3 protein-coding genes are annotated in these 4,562 nt (G+C 39.1%); all 3 read left to right on the top strand.

What is annotated here, in order from left to right; translation table 11 throughout:
- Window positions 1-24 precede the first annotated feature (24 nt).
- Window positions 25-1,161, top strand: a complete 1,137-nt coding sequence (gene gmd, locus DBR11_RS00205) for a GDP-mannose 4,6-dehydratase (protein WP_108549594.1) — start codon at window positions 25-27, stop codon at window positions 1,159-1,161.
- Window positions 1,162-1,194: 33 nt separating this feature from the next.
- The gene (locus tag DBR11_RS00210) at window positions 1,195-3,708 is read left to right on the top strand and encodes an SLBB domain-containing protein (protein WP_108549595.1); all 2,514 of its coding nucleotides are present in this window, start codon (window positions 1,195-1,197) and stop codon (window positions 3,706-3,708) included.
- Between the two features lie 14 nt (window positions 3,709-3,722).
- Window positions 3,723-4,562: lipopolysaccharide biosynthesis protein (locus DBR11_RS00215; RefSeq protein WP_108549596.1), on the top strand; the 840-nt coding region annotated here is incomplete at its 3' end.

Consider the following 4,562-nt stretch of genomic DNA (forward strand, 5'->3'; position numbering starts at 1 on the left):
GATTACATTTTATTATAATTTTCTATGAAAGTCGCTTTAATTACAGGCGTTACCGGTCAGGACGGCGCATACCTTGCAGAGTTCTTATTAAAAAAAGGATATTTTGTGCATGGGCTTAAAAGACGTTCTTCTCTTTTTAATACAGAACGAATTGACCACCTGTACCAGGATCAGCATGAAAATGGAGTGAATTTCAAACTGCATTTTGGTGACCTGACCGATTCTACCAATTTAATCCGCATCATTCAGGAAACCCAGCCAGACGAAATTTATAACCTGGCGGCGATGAGCCATGTTCATGTGAGCTTTGAAATGCCGGAATATACGGCCAATGCCGATGGCATAGGAACTTTAAGGTTGCTGGAAGCGGTGCGTATTTTAGGTTTAGAAAAGAAAACGAGAATATATCAGGCATCTACTTCAGAACTTTACGGATTGGTTCAGGCCGTTCCACAAAGTGAAACCACACCTTTTTATCCACGTTCACCTTATGCGGTGGCTAAGATCTATGGGTATTGGATTACGGTAAACTATCGTGAAGCTTATAATATGTTTGCCTGCAATGGAATTTTATTTAACCATGAAAGCCCTTTAAGAGGAGAAACTTTTGTAACCCGTAAAATTACCCGTGCAGCGGCAAAGATTGCTTTAGGTTTGCAGAATTGCCTGTACCTGGGGAATTTATCTGCTCAACGCGATTGGGGGCATGCAAAAGACTATATTGAAGCCATGTGGCTGATCTTGCAACAAGATAAAGCAGAAGATTACGTTATTGCTACAGGAATTACAACAACTGTCCGGGATTTTGTAAGAATGAGTTTTGCAGAGCTTGGAATTGAGATAGAGTTTTCTGGAAAAGACGAGAATGAAAAAGGGGTGATCATTGATGTAGACCAGCAAAAAGTGAAGGAGTTGGGGCTGAATGATACTTACCTGAAATCAGGTACAACGGTTGTTAAAGTAGATCCAAAATATTTTAGGCCTACAGAAGTAGACTTATTATTGGGCGATCCAACCAAATCAAAAACACAATTGGGCTGGTCTCCAAAATACGATCTGCCTGCATTGGTAAAAGATATGGTGGTTTCCGATCTGCATCTGATGAAAAAAGATGAATACCTTAAGGACGGCGGATTTAAGACGCTGAACTATTTCGAATAATATATTAGAAATGCCCGATCTAATCGGATACCTATGAAAAGAACACTTACCCTATTCCTCCTCCTAATAACAAGTTGTTTGGTTTATATAACACGGCTTTCGGCCCAAACCACAACGAATTATGCCAATGTCAAAGTAGATGAACTGTCTGATGCACAGATTAGGCAAATGATGGAAAGAGCAGAGTCTGTGGGCTATACCGATGCACAGCTGGAACAAATGGCTGCGGCGCAAGGAATGAAATCGGACGAGATTCTGAAGCTAAGGGCAAGGGTAGAGAAGATCAGGAAACAAAACCCAGATTCAACGACAGGTTCAAAGAAAAAAACAGATCAGGGAGACGATACAGAAGACAGCCGTCAGTATCTGGGCGATAAGAATCAGGGGAAGAAAAAGGACTCTCTTGATAAAGCAGACCTGCTGCAAAAGGATTTAATGGGTATTGTTAAACCTAAAATATTTGGTTCAGAGTTGTTTAAAAACAGCGAAATCACTTTTGAACCGAATTTAAGAATGGCTACCCCCAGAAGTTATGTGATTGGGCCAGATGATGAGTTATTGATTGATTTGACAGGAGATAATGAGGCCAATTATCGTTTAAAGGTAAGCCCTGATGGTAGCATTCGTTTACAATATGTAGGGCTGGTTTCTGTAGCAGGCTTGTCTATGGAACAGGCAAGTGCCAAATTGAGAGGACTAATGTCTAAAACCTATCCGGCATTACGTTCCGGACGTTCCAATATAACGGTTAATCTGGGCAATATCAGAAGCATTAAAGTTGTCTTAACAGGAGAAGTCGTTAAGCCAGGTACCTATACTTTACCTTCTTTAGCTACTGTGTTTAATGCATTGTATGCTTCCGGTGGTCCAAATGATAATGGATCTTTCCGTAACATTCAGGTGATTCGGAACAACAGGATTGTAAGTACCATTGATGCCTATGACTTCCTGGTTAATGGCATCCAAAAAGGAAATATTCGCTTACAGGACCAGGATGTGATCAATATTCCGGTATATAAAACACGTGTAGAAATTATAGGTGAAATTAAAAGATCTGCCTTGTACGAAGTGGTGAAAGGGGAAACTTTTCAAAATGTATTGGATTTTGCAGGTGGCTTTAACATGCAAGCCTATACTGCCAAGGTTAAAGTTTTCCAGAATACGGCTAAAGAAAGACGTTTAACAGATATAGCCGCTGCAGAGTTCAGCACATACACACCTAAGAATGGAGATAAATATGTGGTAGAAGGCATCCTGGATCGTTTTGAAAATCGTGTAGAAATCATTGGGGCAGTATTTCGTCCGGGTCAGTATGAACTGGAAAAGGGTTTAACCTTAAAGGGGCTTATCAAAAAGGCAGATGGTTTAACAGAAGATGCCTTTTTGAACAGGGGTTATATCAGCCGTTTAAATCCGGACAATACACAAGCCTTGATCTCTTTTGACGTGGCTAAAATTGTTGCCGGTACAGATGGAGATATTCCTTTGCAAAGGGAAGATAAGATCACGATATCTTCTTTATTTGATCTTAGGGACGAATATAAAGTAAGTATCCAGGGAGAAGTGAGAGCGCCGGGATCATTTGACTATGCCGATAACATGAATCTGGAAGATGTGATCCAAATGGCAGGTGGTTTTAAAGAAGGAGCAACGCCTAATCGCATAGAGATTTCCAGGCGGATCAAAAACAGTGATGCAACTTCTGCATCAGCGAGAACCGCAGAGGTGTTTACAGTGAATGTGGATCAGAATCTTAAATTAGGCGAAAAATTTGTGTTGAAGCCATTTGATGTGATTTCTGTTCGCAGTTCAGAAGGTTACCAGGTGCAGAAACAAGTGAAACTGGAGGGGGAAGTTCTTTATCCTGGCATTTATACCATTACGAACAAAAATGAGCGGATCTCCGATTTGATCAAAAGGGCAGGAGGTTTAACACCCATAGCATACGTTTCTGGAGCCTCTTTGAAAAGGCCAGGTGCAGAAAAGATGAATTCTAAAGATAAAAATGCGATCAATAATAACGAGGAAGAAGAAAAAAAGCTTTTAGGACTTAAACGTGCTCAGGAGGCGGGTGTAAAGGATACGCTTAGGGCAGATGTAGAACAAAAGCTGATCCAGTCGGATTTGGTAGGGATTGACTTGGATCGGATTCTTAAAAAGCCGCTTTCTAAAATAGACTTGATTGTAGAAGATGGTGATGTAATCCGTGTACCAAGACAATTACAAACGGTTAAAGTTACAGGTGAGGTTTTAAATCCCAATAACATTGTATATTCATCAAATAAAGGGTTTAAGCAATATGTAAGCGGTGCAGGTGGTTTTACCACTAATGCTTTAAAAAGTGGCGCCTATATCAAGTATGCAAATGGTTCTGTTGAGTCTGCAAAAAAGTTTTTGTTTTTTAACAATTATCCAAAGGTGAAACCTGGGGCCGAAATTCTGGTTCCTAAAAGGGCAGAGAGAGAAAGACTGACTGCACAAAGTTGGATTGGAATAGGTACGGCTGTAGCCTCGTTGGCAGCAATAGTTGTTAGTTTGTTAAGATAGGGAGGATTGGAAGAATGACAAAAGAAAGCGTGCATGACAATTCAAAAAATAGGAATAAAGAAATTTCCCTTAAAGAACTTATTTTAAAACTTAGAGAGGGATTTCGGTATCTATTATCTAAATGGCTAATCATTTTAATATGTGGAATTGGCGGTGGCATTTTAGGCTTAGTTTATTCTTACTATAAGAAGCCAATTTATTGTGCTACAACTACATTTGTTCTAGAAGATGAAAAAGTAGGAGGGATGGGGTCTTTAGCTGGCTTGGCTTCTATGGCAGGAGTCGATTTAGGAAGCGGGGGAGGTGGTATTTTTCAAGGCGATAATATCTTTGAATTATATAAATCTAGGATTATGATTGAAAAAACATTATTAACTCCAGTTGATTATAATGGTAAGAAACAGTTATTAATAGAGCGTTATATTGATTTCAATAACCTTAAGAAATCTTGGAATAATAAACCTGAACTTTCAAATATTGAATTTAGTTTAAAAATAGGTGAAAAGTTTAGTCGTTTACAGGATAGCATCTTAAGGGATATTGTCTTAGATATAAATAAAAATTATCTCGATGTCGCGAAACCAGATAAGAAGTTGAGCATCATAAAAGCTGATGTAAGGTCGAAAGATGAATTTTTTGCGAAAGCTTTTAATGAGCAGATTGTTAAAAATGTAAATGATTTTTACATACAGACAAAGACAAAAAAATCGCTAGAGAATGTGAAGATTTTACAGCAAAAGGCAGATTCTGTCAGGTCAGTAATGAATGGAGCCATTTATTCAGCCTCTGCTGTAGTTGATGCGACACCAAACTTAAACCCAACAAGGCAAACCCAACGAACAGCACCGGTACAA

This window comes from Pedobacter sp. HMWF019, assembly GCF_003061025.1.
GTDB lineage: Bacteria > Bacteroidota > Bacteroidia > Sphingobacteriales > Sphingobacteriaceae > Pedobacter.